Genomic DNA, 18,512 nt, shown 5'->3' on the forward strand with positions numbered 1-18,512 from the left:
AAAACGCGATAAAAACCGACCGCACTTTATGCGACGACAGATTTCGCCGTGTAAAGTGCAGTCGGTTTTTGCGGCATTTTCCAATGTTTGCTTCACAGGTTAGGCAAGATCCATTAAAATGAACCAATTTTTGTTAACACAAAAGGGAAAAATATGAGCCAACCGATTTATAAAAGAATTCTGTTAAAACTCAGTGGTGAAGCCTTACAAGGCGATGAAGAATTCGGTATCGATCCTTCCATTTTGGATAGAATGGCGTTAGAAATTAAGGAGCTCGTCGAAATGGACGTGGAGGTCGGCGTTGTGTTGGGTGGTGGCAATTTATTCCGCGGTGCCAAACTTGCCAAAGCCGGTATGAACCGCGTGGTAGGCGACCACATGGGGATGTTGGCGACGGTGATGAACGGTTTGGCGATGCGTGACGCGCTGCACCGCGCCGATGTCAACGCCAAATTAATGTCCGCCTTTCAGTTAAACGGTATTTGCGATACCTACAACTGGTCCGAAGCCATCAAAATGTTACGCGAAAAACGCGTCGTGATTTTCTCTGCCGGCACCGGCAGCCCTTTCTTTACCACCGATTCCGCCGCTTGTTTACGCGGTATTGAAATTGAAGCGGATGTGGTGTTAAAAGCCACCAAAGTGGATGGCGTGTACGACTGCGATCCGGCCAAAAATACCAATGCCAAACTGTATAAAAACTTAACCTATGCGGAAGTCATCGATAAAGAATTAAAAGTGATGGATCTTGCCGCCTTTACCCTCGCCCGCGACCACGGTATACCAATTCGGGTCTTCAATATGGGTAAACCGGGCGCATTACGCCAAGTCATCCTCGATACCGATGTCGGCACGACCATTTGTTAAGCGGGGTTTCGTGAAAAGGAAAAACGGTAGAAATGATTTTCTACCGTTTTTTGTATGAAAAAAACACATGAAAATTCGACCGCACTTTGTTGCCCATCAAAAAATAAAATACAGCAAAAATTTACGCCTGAAAGCCGTGCTTCCAAAAGAAAATGATTCAAAATTTTACAAAAATCCAGTAGAATCACGCCGTTTTATCTTTATTTATTAAAAAGGAAAGTTGAATGATTAAGCAAATTAAACAAGATGCCGAAGACCGTATGGAAAAAAGCCTGGACGCGTTAAAAGGGCATATTGCAAAAATCCGTACCGGTCGTGCGCAGCCAAGTTTATTGGATGCGATTCAAGTGGATTATTACGGTTCTGCAACACCGTTACGCCAATTAGCCAATGTGGTGGCGGAAGATGCGCGTACGTTGGCGGTGACCGTATTCGATCGTTCTTTGATTCAAGCGGTGGAAAAAGCCATTTTGACTTCCGATTTAGGCTTAAATCCGTCTTCTGCCGGCACCACCATTCGCGTGCCGCTACCACCATTAACGGAAGAACGTCGTCGTGAGTTAATCAAAATCGTGAAAGCGGAAGGCGAACAGGGCAAAGTGGCGATTCGTAACGTGCGCCGTGATGCTAACGATAAAATCAAAGCCTTGTTAAAAGACAAAGAAATCAGCGAAAACGATCAACACAAAGCGGAAGAGGTGATTCAAAAATTAACCGACAGCTTCATCAAAAAAGTGGATGATGTGTTGGCGGACAAAGAAAAAGAATTACTTGATTTCTAATTGCTGAACATCGCTAAACACGGACGCAGTGGCTTACCGCGTCTTTTCTTATGCGGGCGCGTTTATTTTATTGCCCGACAACTCTGCAAAGTGCGGTCAAAATTTTATGCAAAACAAACAAAAGGTCGTGATTCTCGGTGCTACAGGTTCTATCGGCAACAGCGCCCTGTCGGTGATTGAACACAATCCGGAAAACTATGAGGCGTTTGCCTTGGTGGGCGGTTCCAATGCGACGGCGATGTTTGAAAAATGCCTGAAATTTCGACCGCACTTTGTTGCTTTAGCTGATGAATACGCAGCGAAAGTATTGCGCGAAAAATTAACGGCTCATCAGATTCCAACCCAAGTTTTGGCGGGGCAGCAGGCGATTTGTGAATTGAGTGCGCATCCTGATGCAGACATGGTGATGGCGGCGATTGTGGGTGCGGCGGGCTTGTTACCGACCCTATCTGCAGTTAAAGCGGGTAAGAAAGTGTTACTGGCGAACAAAGAGGCGCTGGTGACTTGCGGTCAAATTTTTATTGATGCCGTGAAACAGCATGGCGCGCAATTATTGCCGGTGGACAGCGAACATAACGCCATTTTTCAATCGTTGCCACCACAGGCGCAGCAACAAATCGGTTTTTGCCCGTTGGCGGATTTGGGCATCAGCAAAATCGTGCTGACCGGTTCCGGCGGACCTTTCCGTTATACGGCGTTAAGCGAATTTGACGGCATTACGCCGGAACAAGCGGTAGCGCATCCGAACTGGTCTATGGGCAAGAAAATTTCCGTGGATTCCGCCACCATGATGAACAAAGGCTTGGAATATATTGAAGCCCGCTGGTTGTTTAACGTGTCCGCCGACGAAATGGAAGTGATTATTCACCCGCAATCCATTATTCATTCTATGGTGCGTTATATCGACGGCAGCGTCATCGCGCAAATAGGCAATCCTGATATGCGCACGCCGATCGCCGAAACCATGGCGTATCCGCACCGCACGTTTTCCGGCGTCGCGCCGCTAGATTTCTATCAATTAAACGGGCTGACTTTTTTGGCACCGGACTATCAACGTTATCCTTGCTTGAAACTCGCCATCGAGGCGTTCGCCGCCGGTCAATATGCTACGACGGCAATGAATGCCGCCAATGAAATCGCTGTGCAGGCATTTTTAGATCGCCAAATTAAATTTACCGACATTGCCAAACTTAATCAGGCGGTGGTGGAACAAATTGCACCGCAACAAATCAAACAAATTGATGATGTGTTGGACGTCGATCGCGCAGCGCGTGAGTGCGCGCGTAAACAATTGGCACATTGGTCTCACTGACGCTTAAACAGAGAATGGATAATGACAGAACTGGATCCGAATAATATTCCGCAACATGTTGCCATTATTATGGACGGCAACGGGCGTTGGGCGAAACAGCAGGGCAAAATGCGCATTTTCGGGCATAAAAACGGCGTGGCGGCGGTGCGTGAGGCGGTGTCTTACGCGCGTAAAATCGGTGTGAAATATTTAACTTTATATGCGTTTAGCAGTGAAAACTGGAATCGCCCCGAGCAGGAAGTCAGTGCGCTGATGAATTTGTTTATGCAGGCGTTGGATTTTGAACTAAAAAAACTGCATAAAAATAATATTCGATTGAAGATTCTGGGCAATGTTGCGCGCTTCAGTGAAGGGTTACAGGAAAAAATTAAGAACGCGGAAAAATTAACGGAAAATAACACCGCACTTACTTTAAATATCGCGGCGAATTACGGCGGTCGTTGGGACATTGTACAGGCGGCACAACAGCTGGCACAAAAAGTACAGACGCAACAACTTGCCGTAACGGAAATTGACGAAGCGTTGTTGCAACAACATTTGGTTACGCAAGACGATCCGGAAGTGGATTTGCTTATTCGCACCAGCGGCGAGCAGCGCATCAGCAATTTTTTATTATGGCAAGCCGCCTATGCCGAATTTTATTTTTCCGATGTGCTTTGGCCGGATTTTAATGAAGCCGAGTTTCATCAGGCGATCCTATCTTATCAACAGCGTCATCGTCGTTTTGGCGGGACGGAATAACAGAGGAATTTATCGTGCTTAAACAACGGGTTTTATCGGCGATTGTGTTAATTGCCATTGTATTCGCCACGTTATTTTTATTCTCACCTTATTATTTTGCGCTCGCCTTAGGTGTGGTTGTGGTGCTGGGCATTTGGGAATGGACTCAGTTCTTTAATTTCAAACAACCGACATTCTGGCGTTATGCCACCACCGTGTTAAGTGCGGTGTTTTTGTTCCTGTGGATTTATGATGAAGGCAATTATCTGGATGCCGGTCGGGTTTTTGAACATTATGCTCAACCGATTTTATTGGGCGCAGTGATTTGGTGGTTGGTGGCGTTATCTTTTGTGGTGAGTTACCCGAAAAGCAGCAATCTTTGGGCAAAACATTCCGTGCTGCAATTTTTCTTTGCCTTTTTTACGCTGATTCCGTTTTTAATCGGCGTGTTATTGCTACGTTTGGATAATTATGTAGCGCAACCTTATTACGGCATTATGTTGCTGTTGTATGTGTTTATTCTGGTTTGGGTGGCGGATTCCGGGGCGTATTTTGTGGGACGTAAATTCGGTAAACAAAAATTGGCGCCGAAAGTATCGCCAAGTAAATCCTGGCAGGGCGCAATCGGCGGTTTGGTGATGGCGGGCATCGTTTCTGCGATTTTCGTGAATGTTACGCAACAAAGTTTGATTAAAGATATTTCGCCGCCGGCATTTATTGCATTGTCTGTGGTGACGGTAACCATTTCGATTCTGGGCGATTTAACGGAAAGTATGTTCAAACGCCAAAGCGGCATTAAAGACAGCAGTAACCTGATTCCGGGGCACGGTGGCATTTTGGACAGAATTGACAGCCTGACTGCTGCCGTACCGTTCTTTGCATATTTCTATTTCTTTGTATTGTAGGATTGGCTATGTCATTTTTGTGGTCGACAGTTTCATTTCTGATTGTTATCGCCGTCTTGGTGGCGGTACACGAATACGGACACTTTTGGGCGGCGAGAAAGTGCGGTGTAAAAGTTCATCGTTTTTCTATCGGCTTCGGCAAAGTGATCTGGTCGCGTACCGATAAACGGGGGACGGAGTTTGCCGTATCGGCGATTCCCCTCGGTGGTTATGTGAAAATGCTGGACGGACGCAATGAAGAGATTCCGCCTGAATTTGCCGCGCAAGCCTTCGATAACAAAACCGTCGCGCAACGTGCGTTCATTATCGCTGCCGGACCTTTAGCCAATTTCTTATTTGCTATTCTGGCGTATTTCGTTATTTACTCCATCGGTGTCCCCAGCATTAAACCAGTGATCGAGGAAGTTCAACCTCATTCCATTGCTGCAAAGGCACAAGTTTCACCAAATACCCAGATTACTGAAGTTGACGGTGTTGTTACGCCGGATTGGGAAACAATTAATCTGTTGCTGGCGACTAAAACGGGCGAAAGCAAGGTGGAATTAACCTTGGTAGAGTTTGGTTCTACCATTGAGCAACACAAAATTTTAGATTTATCTAACTGGACTTTTAATCCCGAAAAAGAAAGTGCTTTCGGCTCACTAGGAATTGTTCCGGTAAGAACCAAAGTGGATATGACTTTGTCTAAAGTCAATAATCATTCCCCTGCGCAAAAGGGAGGGTTGTTGGTCGGTGATAAATTATATTGGTCGGACGGTAAAGAAATTGTCTGGCAGGATTTTATCGAACAGGTTCAACAGGGCAAACCGTTAGCTTTAAAAGTGGAACGCAACGGTGAATGGCTGGAAAAAACCATTACTCCGGAGCTTAATGACAAAAAGCGTTGGTTTGTGGGCATTTCACCGACTTTTTACCCGGTGGCTGATGAATATCGTACCGAATTAAAGTATGATATGCTCGAATCTCTACAGAGGGCGGTTGAAAAGACATTCCAACTCTCTTGGTTAACTATAAAAGTGATCGGTAAATTGCTCATCGGCGAATTATCGTTGAATAACTTGGGTGGTCCGATTTCCATTGCACAGGGCGCAGGTGCATCATCTGAACTAGGTCTGATTTACTATTTAAGCTTTATGGCGTTAATCAGCGTGAATTTAGGTGTGATGAATCTCTTTCCGTTGCCGGTGTTAGACGGCGGGCATTTGGTCTTCCTGGCGCTGGAAGCCCTTAAAGGAAAACCGGTTTCCGAACAGGTCCAGAATATCAGTTATCGAATTGGTGCGGTCTTATTATTGATGTTAATGGGATTCGGACTGATCAATGATTTTTTACGTTTAAATTAGTTTTGATACAGGATAAAAATGACGATGAAAAAACTTTTAATTGCAAGCTTATTGTTTAGCTCAACCGCCGCGCTTGCCGGACCTTTCGTGGTACAGGACATTCGTGTTGACGGCGTTCAGGCGGGAACCGAAAGTAATATTATCGCAAGTTTGCCGGTTCGTGTCGGGCAAAAAATTAACGATGCCAATATTGCCGGTGTAGTACGTAACTTGTTTTTAACCGGTCAATACGAAGATGTTAAAGCTTCCCAACAAGGTAATACCTTAGTCATTTCCGTGGTGCCGAAAGCAATTATTTCCGATGTGGTGCTGGACGGTAACAAATCCATTCCTAATGATGCATTAAAACAAAATTTAAATGCCAATGGCTTCCAGAAGGGCGATATATTAAATCGTGAAAAACTTGAAGCCTTTCGTAAAAGTTTAGAAGATCATTATCACAGCGTCGGGCGTTATAACGCAAAAGTGGAAACTATCGTAAATCCGCTGCCAAATAACCGCGCTGAAGTGAAAATTCAAATCAAAGAGAACGATGTGGCGTTATTAAAAGGCGTGACCTTTGTGGGTAACCAGGTCTTTGATAGCGACAGATTGCAAGATCAAATGGAACTTCAACCGGATGCCTGGTGGAAGTTATTCGGCAATAAATTCGATTCAACCCAATTCTCCAAAGATTTAGAAACCATTCAAAATTATTATTTGGATCGTGGTTATGCCAAAGCGCAAATCGTTGATAATGATGTTCAGCTAAATGATGAAAAAACCGAAGCACGCGTCACTATTAACGTCTCTGAGGGTGAAAAATATACCGTCAATGGCGCACGTATCGTGGGTGATGTGGGCGGTATGAGCGAGCAGCTGGCACCATTATTGAAGCAAATTCATATCGGCGAAGAATTCCATCGTAGCGATGTGCAAGCCGTTGAAGACAGCATTAAATCCACCTTGGGCGAACGTGGTTACGGTAGCGCACAAGTGAACGTTCAACCTGACTTTAACGATGATGCCAAAACCGTCGGGTTAAGTTTTGTGGTGGATGCGGGCAAACGTTATTCCGTTCGTCAAATTCGTTTTGAAGGCAACACCGTCAGCGCGGACAGCACATTACGTCAGGAAATGCGTCAACAAGAAGGCAGCTGGTTATCTACTGATCTAGTTGAATTGGGTAAAGTGCGGTTAGATCGTACGGGATTTTTTGAAACCGTAGAAAGCCGCACCGAGCCGGTCGAAGGTACCGGCGATGAAGTGGATGTCATTTATAAAGTGAAAGAGCGTAACACCGGTAGTATTAACTTCGGTGTGGGATATGGTACGGAAAGCGGTTTAAGCTACCAAGCAAGTATCAAACAGGATAACTTCCTCGGCATGGGTTCCTCATTAAGCTTGGCGGGTTCCCGTAACGATTACGGCACCAGCGTTAACTTAGGCTATAACGAACCGTACTTCACTAAAGACGGGGTTAGCTTAGGCGGTAATATATTCTTCGAAAATTATGATAACTCCAAAAACTCGACATCCGCGTCCTATGCGCGTACCACTTACGGTGGTAACTTAACATTAGGCTTCCCGGTGAATGAAAATAATGCCTACTATATCGGCTTGGGCTATGCCTATAACAAACTGAAAAATATCACGCCTGAATATAATCGGGCCTTATATTTAGCTTCCTTAAACTATAACGAATGGACCTTCAAATCACACGATTATGATATTTCCTTCGGCTGGAACTACAACAGTTTGAACCGTGGTTTCTTGCCAACCAAAGGGGTGAAAGCCTCTATTGGCGGCAAAGTCACGATTCCGGGTTCCGATAACAAATACTACAAACTGAACGCCGATGTACAAGGTTTCTATCCGCTTAACCGCGATCAAACCTGGGTATTATCCGGACGTTTAGGTGCGGCTTATGCCAACGGCTTCGGTGGTAAGCGTCTGCCGTTCTATCAAACTTACACTGCGGGCGGTATCGGTAGCTTACGTGGTTTCGCCTACAGCGCGATTGGTCCGCAAGCAATTTATATCAATCCGAGGGTGAATGGATGTAGCGGTTCCGGTGTGAATGTCAATTCAAGCTGTTATAACATTGTGAACGGTGATATTGTGGGCGGTAATGCTATGGCAACGGCAAGTGTGGAATTAATCGTGCCGACTCCGTTTGTTGCCGAAAAAAACCAAAACTCCGTGCGCACTTCCTTCTTTGTGGATGCTGCCAGTGTTTGGGATACACATTGGAAGGGTGAAAAAGCCAAATTTACGAATTTGAAATTACCGGATTACGGTGATCCTTCCCGTGTTCGTGCTTCTGCCGGTCTTGCCTTCCAATGGCAATCACCGATTGGTCCGTTAGTTTTCTCTTATGCGAAACCGATTAAGAAATACGAAAATGATGATATTGAGCAATTCCAGTTCAGTATCGGCGGTTCTTTCTAGTCAAGATGAGCTTCATAGAAAACGGGACATCTGAAAAATACCGGTGCCGTTAAAGCGGCACTGAAAATTCACATTTAATTCACAAAAAGGAAAAATCGAAACATGAAAAAAATCGTAAAACTTACCGCACTTTCTTTGGCCTTAGCTTTCTCTTCTTTAGCCATGGCTGACGAAAACATTGCATTTATTAGCGCAGAGTACCTTTTCCAAAATCACCCTGATCGCAAAGCGGTAGCAGAAAAATTAGAAGCCGAATTTAAACCGACCGCAGATAAATTAGCAGAAAACAAAAAACAAATTGATACCAAGATCGCCGATATTCAGAAAAAAGTAGAAGCGAAAGTGGCTGCATTACAAAAAGATGCGCCGAAATTGCGTTCTGCCGACATCAAAAAGCGTGAAGATGAAATCAATAAATATGGCAACGACCAGCAAGAGGAAATTAATAAATTAATCGCCGAACATGATCAAAAAGCAAAAGAATTCCAAGAGAACTATGCTAAACGTGAAAATGAGGAAACTGAAAAATTAGTCGCCAGTATTCAAGCCGCGACTAACAATGTCGCGAAACAAAAAAATTATACGTTAGTGCTTGATGATCGTTCCGTTGTCTATGGTATGGATGGTAAAAACATCACCGAAGAAGTGTTAAAAGCAATTCCGGCACAGGCTAAATAATGAGAACTTATTCTCTTTCTGAATTAGCACAGCAAATCGGCGCTACCATTCGTGGTAACGCCGATGTTGTTGTTAGCAATATTGCCCCTTTAGACAAGGCAAACGAACGGCAACTGACCTTTATTTCTAATGTCAAATTCCGAGAACTATTGGTGCAGTCGAAAGCGGGAATTTTGGTGGTTTCCGAAGCGGATGTGGAATTTTGCTCTCCGGACAGCAACCTGCTTATTGTTAAAGACCCTTATGTCGCCTATGCCAAACTGGCGCAATATATGGATACCACCCCTAAAGCGGCGAGTGGCATCGCCAAAAGTGCGGTCATTGCTGAAGGCGTTTTTCTTGGTGAAAATGTGTCCATCGGCGCTAATGCGGTGATTGAATCCGGCGTGGAATTGGGGGATAACGTAGTGATAGGCGCCAATTGCTTTGTGGGTAAAAACACAAAAATCGGTGCAAATACCCAACTTTGGGCGAATGTCTCCGTGTATCACGACGTACAAATCGGTCAGCATTGCCTGATTCAATCCGGCGCGGTGATTGGCAGTGACGGTTTCGGTTACGCCAATGAACGCGGCAAATGGATTAAAATCCCGCAGGTGGGGCAGGTAATTATCGGCAATAACGTGGAAATCGGCGCTTGCACCTGTATCGACCGCGGCGCCTTGGATGCCACGGTGATTGAAGATAACGTGATCATCGATAACCTGTGCCAAATCGCCCATAATGTGCATATCGGTACCGGCACGGCAGTGGCGGGCGGTGTGATTATGGCGGGCAGCCTGACGGTCGGTCGCTATTGTTTAATCGGTGGTGCCAGTGTGATTAATGGTCACATGGAAATCTGCGATCAAGTGACGATTACCGGCATGGGCATGGTGATGCGTCCGATTACCGAACCGGGCGTGTATTCTTCCGGTATTCCATTGCAAACCAACAAAGAATGGCGTAAAACCGCTGCATTGACGCTGGGTATTGACGGATTGAATAAGCGCATCAAGGCATTAGAAAAAAAAGTAAAATAAGATGAGCTACGAATAGTTCATTTTGTGTTAATCATACAAATAACGTATAATCCGCGCTGATTTTGTTTATTATTTTAGTATTGAAGGTAAACCTGTGACTGAACAAAACTCAAGAATTATCGAATCACACGAAATAATGCAATTATTGCCCCATCGTTATCCATTTTTATTAGTTGATCGCGTGATTAACTTTGAAGAAGGTAAATGGTTAACTGCAATTAAGAATATTAGCGTAAACGAGCCCTGTTTTACCGGGCACTTCCCGGATAATCCGATTTTACCGGGGGTGTTAATTCTTGAAGCCTTGGCACAAGCTATGGGCATTTTGGCATTTAAAACCCATGAATTGGTAGGTGGCGAAATTTTCTATTTCGCCGGTGTAGATGAAGCCCGCTTTAAACGTCCGATTATTCCGGGCGATCAAATGGTATTACACGTTGAAGTCATTAAAGAACGTCGCGGTATTACCGCGTTCACGGCAACCGCAACCGTCGATGGTGAAGTGGCTTGCGAAGCGAAGTTAATGTGTGCCCGCCGTGTAGAATAAATCAATATAAGAGGATAAACATGATTCACCCAACTGCAAAAATTCATCCTCAGGCGATCGTTGAAGAAGGCGCTAAAATCGGCGAGAACGTGGTCATCGGTCCTTTTACCATTATCGGTAAAGATGCAAAAATCGGTAAAGGTACCGTTATTCATTCCCATGTTGTGATTAACGGCAACACTAAAATCGGCGAAGATAATGAAATTTATCAGTTCGCCAGTATCGGTGAAGTGAACCAGGACTTGAAATATCAAGGTGAACCGACCCGCGTAGTGATCGGCAACCGTAACCGCATTCGTGAAAGTGTGACTATTCATCGCGGTACGGCACAAGGCGGTGGTGTGACGAAAATCGGCGACGACAATTTACTCATGATTAACGTGCATATTGCGCACGATTGTCTGATAAAAAACCGTTGTATTTTAGCCAATAATGCTACGCTTGCCGGCCATGTGCAACTGGATGATTTTGTTGTTGTGGGAGGCATGTCCGCAATTCACCAATTTGTGGTTATCGGTGCGCATGTGATGTTGGGTGGTGGTTCTATGGTCAGCCAGGATGTCCCGCCGTATGTGATGGCACAAGGTAATCATGCACAACCGTTCGGCGTGAACATTGAAGGTTTGAAACGTCGTGGTTTTGATAAGTTAACCATGCGTACTATTCGTAATGTGTACAAAATGATTTACCGTAGTGGGAAAACATTAGAAGAAGTGATGCCGGAAATTGAGCAAATTGCCGAGACCGAATCGGCCATAAGCTTTTTCGTTGAGTTTTTCAAGCGTTCAAAACGCGGCATTATTCGCTAATCTCAACAGATAAAACACCCCATTTTCCGACCGCACTTTGATCTCATCCGTCAAAAGTGCGGTCGTTTTTTTCAGAGTTTTTATATGTCAGATTTCATTGCAACAAAGGATTCCCCGCTTATCGCCCTCACTGCCGGCGAAGTGTCCGGCGACATTCTCGGCGCCGGTTTGATTAAATCCCTCAAAGTGCGTTATCCCAATGCCTGTTTTATCGGCATCGGCGGACCACGCATGATTGCGGCAGGCTTTGAAAGCCTGTTTGATATGGAAGAACTTTCCGTTATGGGTTTGGTGGAAGTACTTAAGCATCTGCCGCGCCTGCTGAAAATTCGCCGCCGTATTATTCAACAATTATTGGCGTTAAAGCCGGATGTGTTTATCGGCATCGACGCACCGGATTTTAATCTGGATGTGGAGCTTAAACTCAAACAAAACGGCATTAAAACCATTCATTACGTCAGCCCGTCGGTGTGGGCGTGGCGTCAGAAACGCGTGTATAAAATCGGTGCGGCAACCAATTTGGTGCTGGCGTTTTTGCCTTTTGAGAAAGCCTTTTACGATCGCTTTAACGTGCCTTGCCGTTTTATCGGGCACACCATGGCAGACGCCATTCCGTTGAAACCGAATCGCGCGGAAGCCTGCCGTTTGCTCAATCTGGACGAAAACCAACATTATCTTGCTATCCTCGTTGGCAGCCGCAGTAGTGAAGTGGAATTTCTTGCCGAACCTTTTTTGCAAACCGCCCAATTATTGCGCCAACGTTATCCTGATTTACAATTTCTGGTGCCGTTAATTAACGCCAAGCGCCGTCAGCAATTTGAACAAATCAAACAACGCGTGGCACCGGATTTAGATGTTATCCTGTTAGACGGCAATGCCCGCGCCGCCATGATTGCCGCCAAAGCAACCTTACTCGCGTCAGGCACGGCGGCATTAGAGGCGATGTTATGCAAATCACCGATGGTGGTGGGCTATCGCATGAAGCCGTTCACGTATTTCCTGGTGAAATGTTTGGTGAAAATCAAGTATATTTCCCTGCCGAATCTGCTGGCGGATGAAATGTTGGTGCCGGAGCTAATTCAGGCAGAATGTAATCCGACTAATTTGGTGGAAAAACTGTCGGTATATTTGGATACAGATGAAAGTACGGTCAAAAATCGCAACATTTTAATTCAACGTTTCACCGAGTTGCACAAAATGATTCAATGCGATGCCGATCAACAGGCAGCACAGTCGGTGATTGATTTACTGGAGCAGAAAAATGGATAAATTTACCTATCCCCAAGGCTATGAACTGATTGCCGGTGTAGATGAAGTAGGGCGAGGTCCTTTGGTGGGAGCAGTAGTGACGGCGGCGGTGATTTTGGATCCGAAGCAGCCTATTGAAGGGCTGGCGGATTCCAAAACACTCTCGGAAAAGAAACGGTTATTACTGGCAGAAGAAATTAAGCAAAAAGCGTTGGCATGGGCGCTCGGGCGGGCGGAACCGCATGAAATCGACGAATTGAATATTTTACATGCGTCCATGCTTGCCATGGAGCGGGCGATAAAACACCTGAAAATTCGACCGCACTTTGTGTTGGTGGATGGCAATCGGATTCCGCCGAATCTCATGATTCCCGCGCAAGCCGTTGTCAAAGGGGATGTGTTGGTGCTGGAAATCAGCGCGGCGTCTATTTTGGCAAAAGTGGCGCGCGATCAGGAAATGATAGTGCTGGATAAAAAATATCCGCACTATGCATTTGCTAAGCACAAAGGCTATCCCACCAAGCTACATTTGGAAAAATTAAGGGAATTTGGCGTGCTGCCGGAATACCGCCGCAGTTTTGCACCTGTTAAAAAATTACTAAAATCGCTATAATTCAGCCAATAATAACAAGCCTTCATTCCAGAGGTGGCTATGAGTCAAATCTCTCATTTCTTCAATTCATTCCAACCGGAACCGTGGTTATGGGTTGTTTTGTTGCTGATTGCCGCCGTCATTCTTTTCATTCGCAATCACATCCGCATGGACATTGTCGCCGTGTTGGTGATGTTAGCTTTCAGCCTCAGCGGCATTTTGACTGTTGAAGAAGTCTTCGCCGGATTCAGTGATCCGAATATCATCTTAATTGCTTTATTGTTTATCGTCGGGGAAGGTCTGGTGCGTACCGGCGTGGCGTATCAAGTGAGTGAATGGTTACTCAAAGCTTCCCATAACAGCGAATCGCGCGTGCTGGTCTTCATGATGCTGGCGGTAGCGGGGCTCGGCGCATTTATGAGTTCTACCGGCGTGGTGGCGATTTTTATTCCTGTGGTATTAATGATTTGCCAGCAAATGAATATTTCGCCCAAACGCCTGATGATGCCGCTCAGCGTGGCAGGCTTGATTAGCGGTATGCTGACCTTAATCGCCACGGCACCGAACTTAGTGGTAAATGCCGAGTTGGTACGGGAAGCTGGTATGCGCCTGAAATTCTTTGATCTCACGCCCATCGGTTTAGTGATTTTGCTCCTTGGCATCGGTTATATGCTAGTGGCGCGCCGTTGGCTGAAATCCGGCACCAAAGCCGATAATAACAAGCTGGATAAACGTTCCATAAGTGATTTGATCCATGAGTACGGCTTGCAACTGCGGGCGCAACGTTTCGTGGTGAAAAAAGGTTCCGCGATTATCGGTAAAAATCTGGATGAATTGCATTTACGTTCCAAATATGGTTTGAATGTGTTGGCGATTGAACGCTGGAAGCGTTTTCGTCCGCTGTTTATTGCGGCGCTGGGAACGTCTGAAGTGCGTGAAAAAGACATTCTGTTGATGGACATCAGCGATCCCGAATTAGACATAGAAACCTTTTGTACGGAATATAACCTGGAACGGGCAGAAATTCGTGCGCAGTATTTTTCCGAACAAGCCAGTTCCATCGGCATGGCAGAATTGATTTTGGTGCCGAATTCCGATTGTATCGGTAAATCCACCGAACAGTTACGCTTCCGTTCCAAATACGATTTAAATGTGGTGGGTATCAAACGTGATGGCGAGGTGTTGGACGGGCATTTTGTCGAAATGCCGTATAAAGCCGGTGATTTGTTGCTAGTCGTCGGTGACTGGAAACTAATTCAGCAAATGCGTAGCCACAGCAAAGACTTCTTCGTGTTGAATTATCCGAGCGAAATTACCCGTGCCGTACCCGCGCAAAGCCAAGCGCCTTATGCGTTACTCAGCATTGCGGTAATGGTGTTGTTAATGGTTACCCGCCTCGTGCCGAACGTAGTTGCCGCCTTGATTGCCTGTTTAATGCTCGGTTATTTCCGTTGTGTGGACAGCAAAAGCGCGTACGAATCCATACATTGGTCGAGTTTAGTGCTGATTGTGGGCATGATGCCGTTTTCCCTTGCTTTGCAAAGAACCGGCGGGGTTTCGATGATTGTGGATTTAATGTTACATCTGGTGGGTGGCATGGGCAAACACTGGATTTTGATCAGCCTGTTTATTCTCACGGCGGTGGTTGGTTTGTTTATCTCCAACACCGCCACGGCGATTTTGATCGCGCCGATTGCCATCACTATGGCGCACCAGCTGAATTTATCGCCGGTGCCGTTTGCGATGGTCGTTGCTATCGCTGCTTCCGCTGCCTTTATGACGCCGGTTTCCTCGCCGGTGAATATGATGGTCTTCGGTCCCGGCGGCTATAAATTCGCGGATTTCGTGAAAGTCGGCGTACCGTTTACGCTCTTAGTGATGTTGGTTAGTGTGTTCCTCATTCCTTTTCTCTTTCCCTTTAACCCTTAAGGCGCAGTGTATGAGTATTTACGATCTAAAACCCAAATTCCAAAATCTGTTACGTCCCTTTACTGTTAAATTGGCGCAACATGGTGTCACCGCCAATCAGGTGACATTAGCCGCCTGTGCCGTTTCCGTGATTTTAGGGCTGATTTTGACCGCACTTTCTGCCTATCATTGGCTTTTTATCCTCATTCCGCTTTGGTTGTTTGTGCGCATGGCACTTAACGCGATTGACGGCATGCTAGCGCGCGAGTTTAACCAAAAATCCCGTCTGGGCGGTTACTTAAATGAAATTACCGATGTGGTGTCCGACGCGGCACTTTATTTGCCTTTTGCGTTGATTTTTCCCTTTGATGCTTTCCAAATCGGCTTGATTATTTGGCTTTCGGCATTGACGGAATTTTGCGGCGTGTTGGGGCAAGTGCAAGGCAAAACCCGCCGTTATGACGGCCCGTTGGGAAAAAGCGATCGCGCGTTCTTCTTTGGCATTTTAGGTCTTTTTTATGCCCTTATCCCGACGTTACCTGCCTGGCTTTATTGGGCAGCCTGGGTAGTGGTAATTCTACTGATAATGACTTGTATAAAACGGGTTAAATCAGGTTTAGCCGAAGCAGATAACCTCTAGGAGCACAATCATGTTAGCCAAACTCATTGATTTTCTACTGTGTCGTTTCACCTCGTTTATCACCGGTGTGCGTGCGCAGAAAAATGTGGAACAGCAATCGGCGGATAAGCACCGTTTGTATTTTGCCAACCATAACAGCCACGGCGATTTTATTTTGCTGTGGGTTTCTTTGCCTTATCCGGTGCGTAAGAACACCCGTCCGGTTGCCGGTGCGGATTACTGGACGAAAAGCCCGATTCGCCGTTTCTTGGCGTATAAAGTCTTTAATATGTTGTTGATCGAACGTGGCGGTGATAATCCGCAAGCCATTACCGAGCAAATCAGCGACGCCTTGCAGCATCATTCCTTGATTATTTTTCCGGAAGGCACACGCAAAATGGACGACGATTTGCCGTTACAACCGTTCAAGAGCGGGCTATATTATCTGGCGAAACAAAATCCGCAGTTGGAAATGGTGCCGGTGTGGATCAGCAATATGCACAATGTGCTGCCGAAAGGCTTTGTGGTGCCGATTCCGTTATTGTGCGATTTGTATATGGGCGAACCGTTATTTTATCGTGACGATGAAAACAAAGCCGCATTTTTAACCCGTGCCGAGCAGGCGTTGTTAAGTTTGAATGTAACCGAAAAAGGGAGAGCATAATGGAAATGTGGAAACTGTTCGGTGGTTTGATGATCACCTTAATTATCGCTTCTTCAATCGGTTACGGTTTAAAACTTAAAGTAGGTTGGTCCACGCCGCACGCTGTGATTGACAACTTAAACGCACGCATTAACGCCTGGTGGGTGATGATTTTAATCATCTTCGCCGCTGCCGCCTTGGGTTTTTACGGCATCATCTTTTTATTCTTCGTGATTTCCTTTATGGCATTACGGGAATTTCTCTCGTTGCTTTACATTCGCCGTGGTGACCATTTGGCGCTCGCCGCCTGTTTTTATGTCATCCTGTCCGTGCAATACATTCTGGTGGCAATCGACTGGTTCAGTATGTTCACCATTTTCATTCCGGTGTACGGCTTCCTATTTCTCCCGATCCTCTCCGCCCTGTTGGGCGACACCGCGCATTTCCTGGATCGCTCCACCAAAGTGCAATAGGCGTTGATGATCAGCGTATTTTGTATTTCCCACATTCCTGCCATGCTGACGTTGGATATTGCCGGTTTTGAAGGCAAAAATTTACTGCTGATGATTTTCCTGATTCTGGTGGTGCAGGCGAGCGACGTGTTGCAATATGTGTGGGGCAAATTATTCGGCAAACACAAAATCGCGCCGAAACTGTCGCCATCTAAAACCGTGGAAGGTTTTGTAGGCGGTGTGGTGAGCGCCAGCGTACTAGGCGGTTTACTTTATTGGCTGACGCCGTTTAGCCCGGTGCAAGCGGTGTTAATGAGCTTATTGATTTGCCTGATGGGCTTTTTAGGCGGCTTGGTGATGTCCGCCATGAAACGCAGCATGGGCGTAAAAGACTGGGGCAATATGATTAGCGGGCACGGCGGTATGTTGGATCGCATGGATTCCTTGTGCTTTGCCGCGTCGATTTTCTTCCATGTCGTCAGATATTATTGGACCTAGGGCGATGACTTGCGATAGTGCGTTGCAATGTGTTATCACAAACATCACCGTGAATTCATGACTAACAGATTTAAAAAACGAGGGAAAAAATGACCGCACTTTTAAAGATTGGTTTAGTGTCCGTCTCCGATCGGGCGTCACAAGGGATTTATCCGGATCAAGGCATTCCCGAATTGCGCAATTGGCTACAACAGGCGTTGGCGGATTCCTTTGAAGTGGTGGAACGCTTAATTCCCGACGAACAGGCGGAAATCGAACGTACCCTGTGCGAACTGGTGGATGAGCAACATTGTCATTTGGTGCTGACTACCGGCGGCACGGGCCCGGCAAAACGCGACGTGACCCCGGATGCCACCCTTGCCGTCGCCGACCGCGAAATGCCAGGGTTTGGCGAACAAATGCGCCAGGTCAGCCTGCATTTTGTACCGACGGCAATTCTCTCCCGCCAAGTGGGCGTCATTCGCAAAGAAAGCCTCATTTTAAACTTACCCGGACAGCCGAAAGCCATCAAAGAAACGCTGGAAGGGGTAAAAGACAAACAGGGCAACGTTCTGGTCAAAGGGATTTTCAGCGCCGTGCCATACTGTCTGCAACTTATCAACGGCTTATACATAAACACCAAACCCGACGTCATTGTCAGTTTCAGACCCCAATCTGCTTGTCGTGATTAAGCACCGTTAAAAATATAATGCTCTTTAGTTGTTTTAACAGAACAGCCAAACAAGTTTTTACTGGTTCTTTTTATTCAGAAAATATTTAATAAACACTAGTTTTAAAAGCGCAAGCACGTAAAAATCCCAACAAAAAAAGTAATGCCAGTAAGGATATTCAGAGGAATTTAGCGTGGTTTTAGGCGCTTTATCAAGATAACATTGCAGGCTCTTACCAAAGAGTAATTTTTATAATCTTCCCAAATTTGTATTGGATTAAGTTTACTTTTGAAAGAAAACACTTTATTGCAGTGCGGGCACTTATAGCGCTGAAGATGATTTTGTGTGTCATACTTTTGAATCGGGTGATGTTGGCAAAAAAATGCACTTTTTGTTCATAAATTCAAAAGAACCTAATTTTAACTTAGGTTTATTCGAGAGCAATTCAAGCCTGATAGCACCGTTTAGCGTACGGTTTTTATAGCTA

18 protein-coding genes and 1 pseudogene are annotated in these 18,512 nt (G+C 45.8%); 18 read left to right on the forward strand and 1 reads right to left on the reverse strand.

All coding sequences use genetic code 11. From position 1 onward, the window contains the following. Positions 1-153 precede the first annotated feature (153 nt). From pyrH to mog, 18 genes and pseudogenes are all read left to right on the forward strand, one after another. Entirely contained in the window at positions 154-867 is a 714-nt protein-coding gene (pyrH, locus tag LIN98_RS01970) for a UMP kinase (protein WP_005548639.1), read from the forward strand. Positions 868-1,091: 224 nt separating this feature from the next. Next, on the forward strand, positions 1,092-1,649 hold the full coding sequence (frr, locus tag LIN98_RS01975; protein ID WP_005548637.1) for a ribosome recycling factor: 558 nt from the start codon (positions 1,092-1,094) through the stop codon (positions 1,647-1,649). A 28-nt stretch (positions 1,650-1,677) separates the two neighbouring features. Beyond that, entirely contained in the window at positions 1,678-2,961 is a 1,284-nt protein-coding gene (gene ispC, locus LIN98_RS01980) for a 1-deoxy-D-xylulose-5-phosphate reductoisomerase (protein WP_005569455.1), read from the forward strand. A gap of 21 nt (positions 2,962-2,982) precedes the next feature. Then, on the forward strand, positions 2,983-3,702 hold the full coding sequence (uppS, locus tag LIN98_RS01985) for a polyprenyl diphosphate synthase (protein WP_005548633.1): 720 nt from the start codon (positions 2,983-2,985) through the stop codon (positions 3,700-3,702). A gap of 14 nt (positions 3,703-3,716) precedes the next feature. Next, positions 3,717-4,586, forward strand: coding sequence for a phosphatidate cytidylyltransferase (locus LIN98_RS01990; RefSeq protein WP_148322227.1), 870 nt, complete (start codon positions 3,717-3,719; stop codon positions 4,584-4,586). Positions 4,587-4,594: 8 nt separating this feature from the next. Next, positions 4,595-5,929: a sigma E protease regulator RseP gene (gene rseP / locus LIN98_RS01995; protein ID WP_005575594.1), complete on the forward strand. Its 1,335-nt coding sequence runs from the start codon at positions 4,595-4,597 to the stop codon at positions 5,927-5,929. A gap of 24 nt (positions 5,930-5,953) precedes the next feature. After that, complete coding sequence (bamA, locus tag LIN98_RS02000) at positions 5,954-8,359, forward strand: outer membrane protein assembly factor BamA (protein WP_014167506.1); 2,406 nt, start codon at positions 5,954-5,956, stop codon at positions 8,357-8,359. Between the two features lie 102 nt (positions 8,360-8,461). Next, the gene (locus LIN98_RS02005) at positions 8,462-9,037 is read left to right on the forward strand and encodes an OmpH/Skp family outer membrane protein (RefSeq protein ID WP_005566444.1); all 576 of its coding nucleotides are present in this window, start codon (positions 8,462-8,464) and stop codon (positions 9,035-9,037) included. Then, complete coding sequence (gene lpxD / locus LIN98_RS02010; protein WP_005548623.1) at positions 9,037-10,059, forward strand: UDP-3-O-(3-hydroxymyristoyl)glucosamine N-acyltransferase; 1,023 nt, start codon at positions 9,037-9,039, stop codon at positions 10,057-10,059. The genes LIN98_RS02005 and lpxD overlap by 1 nt, the downstream gene beginning before the upstream one ends. A 136-nt stretch (positions 10,060-10,195) precedes the next feature. Continuing rightward, entirely contained in the window at positions 10,196-10,606 is a 411-nt protein-coding gene (gene fabZ / locus LIN98_RS02015; RefSeq protein ID WP_005569468.1) for a 3-hydroxyacyl-ACP dehydratase FabZ, read from the forward strand. A 20-nt stretch (positions 10,607-10,626) separates the two neighbouring features. Further along, positions 10,627-11,415: an acyl-ACP--UDP-N-acetylglucosamine O-acyltransferase gene (gene lpxA / locus LIN98_RS02020; protein WP_005548620.1), complete on the forward strand. Its 789-nt coding sequence runs from the start codon at positions 10,627-10,629 to the stop codon at positions 11,413-11,415. A gap of 84 nt (positions 11,416-11,499) precedes the next feature. After that, positions 11,500-12,684, forward strand: coding sequence for a lipid-A-disaccharide synthase (lpxB, locus tag LIN98_RS02025; protein ID WP_005548618.1), 1,185 nt, complete (start codon positions 11,500-11,502; stop codon positions 12,682-12,684). Further along, positions 12,677-13,276: a ribonuclease HII gene (rnhB, locus tag LIN98_RS02030; protein WP_005569469.1), complete on the forward strand. Its 600-nt coding sequence runs from the start codon at positions 12,677-12,679 to the stop codon at positions 13,274-13,276. The genes lpxB and rnhB overlap by 8 nt, the downstream gene beginning before the upstream one ends. A gap of 39 nt (positions 13,277-13,315) precedes the next feature. Beyond that, positions 13,316-15,184: an SLC13 family permease gene (locus LIN98_RS02035; RefSeq protein WP_014167507.1), complete on the forward strand. Its 1,869-nt coding sequence runs from the start codon at positions 13,316-13,318 to the stop codon at positions 15,182-15,184. A 10-nt stretch (positions 15,185-15,194) separates the two neighbouring features. Further along, on the forward strand, positions 15,195-15,803 hold the full coding sequence (locus LIN98_RS02040) for a CDP-alcohol phosphatidyltransferase family protein (RefSeq protein ID WP_005548612.1): 609 nt from the start codon (positions 15,195-15,197) through the stop codon (positions 15,801-15,803). A gap of 10 nt (positions 15,804-15,813) precedes the next feature. Further along, positions 15,814-16,446 carry a lysophospholipid acyltransferase family protein gene (locus LIN98_RS02045; protein ID WP_061870019.1) on the forward strand — a complete coding sequence of 211 codons (633 nt, stop codon included), beginning with the start codon at positions 15,814-15,816 and terminating at the stop codon, positions 16,444-16,446. Continuing rightward, positions 16,446-17,375 (forward strand): annotated as a pseudogene (locus LIN98_RS02050) (phosphatidate cytidylyltransferase). Before LIN98_RS02045 ends, LIN98_RS02050 begins: the two are co-directional and overlap by 1 nt. A gap of 89 nt (positions 17,376-17,464) precedes the next feature. Next, the gene (mog, locus tag LIN98_RS02055; RefSeq protein ID WP_005540434.1) at positions 17,465-18,046 is read left to right on the forward strand and encodes a molybdopterin adenylyltransferase; all 582 of its coding nucleotides are present in this window, start codon (positions 17,465-17,467) and stop codon (positions 18,044-18,046) included. 167 nt (positions 18,047-18,213) lie between these two features. Here the strand turns inward: mog and LIN98_RS10470 are convergent, their stop codons facing one another. Continuing rightward, positions 18,214-18,387: a hypothetical protein gene (locus tag LIN98_RS10470; RefSeq protein WP_415749547.1), complete on the reverse strand. Its 174-nt coding sequence runs from the start codon at positions 18,385-18,387 to the stop codon at positions 18,214-18,216. Positions 18,388-18,512 lie beyond the last annotated feature (125 nt).

It is taken from the genome of Aggregatibacter actinomycetemcomitans (assembly GCF_023518055.1).
Lineage (GTDB): Bacteria > Pseudomonadota > Gammaproteobacteria > Enterobacterales > Pasteurellaceae > Aggregatibacter > Aggregatibacter actinomycetemcomitans.